The organism is Streptomyces sp. CO7 (assembly GCF_053474865.1).
On sequence record NZ_JBRIOU010000005.1, the window covers coordinates 519,276 to 520,190 of the forward strand.

Consider the following 915-nt stretch of genomic DNA (forward strand, 5'->3'; position numbering starts at 1 on the left):
GTGCGGGGAGGTCCGCACCTGCCTGCTCCCCGCGCACCAGGCCCTCGACATCCGGGCCGCAGCCCAGCTGCTGCGGCTGCGCGCCGACGAACGGGTCCTGGTCTCCGAGCGGCCCAACCTCTACGCCCGCTCCCCGGACGCCCTCACCGGCGTCGACTGCCCGCTGCCCAGCGCCAACGGGGCCAAGGTCCGCGCCGTCGGCACCGTCGCCGCCCGCGGCGCCCTCACCGAGGGCCGGGTGCTGCAGACCTCCGCCCGCCTCTCCCTCACCGCCCGCGGACCCGACCACCGGCAGCCCTGGGGCCACTACCTGGTCCGCCCCGGGCAGCTCGAACCCTTCGGGCGGCTCCCCCGTGAAGCGGTCGCCGAGGGCGTCCTGACCGGGGCCCGCCGCGGCGAACTCGACGTCGGCCTGATCGCCGACGGCCTGCTCACCCGGCTGCTGCGCCACCCGCTCCTCGACCAGCGGCCGCCCTTCAAGTCCCGCCCCACCCGGCTGCGCTGGACCGCGCTGACCGCGGGCCCCGGCGCCGACCGCCCCACCATCGAAGCCCTCACCCTGGCCGAGGACGAACTGCGCACCCTCATGCTGCGCGTCCCGCCCGGCGCCGACCCCGCCGAGGTCGCCGCCCTCTGCGAGGACCTCGCCCTGCACGACTGGCTGCTCACCACCCTCGTCCGCCTCCTCGACGGCAGCCGGCTGGGCTCCGCGGACGGCACCGCCGTGGTGCGGGCGCTGCGGCCGGCCGTCGACCACCTGCTCCACCTCTGGATGCCCCGGGCCCGCCTCGACCCCGCGTTCGCCGCCCTCTGGGACGCCCTGGAGGAACGCCCCGGCTTCACCCGCCAGTGGCGGGCCCCCGCCCCGCGCCTCCGCCACCAGCCCCCGCCGCACGCGATCCCCCCCCCGCACCC

At 78.5% G+C, this 915-nt stretch carries 1 protein-coding gene; it reads left to right on the plus strand.

Translation table 11 applies throughout. The annotated features are described in order from the left end of the window. Positions 1-915: SCO2521 family protein (locus tag ACOV8S_RS20850; RefSeq protein ID WP_448319475.1), on the plus strand; the 915-nt coding region annotated here is incomplete at both ends.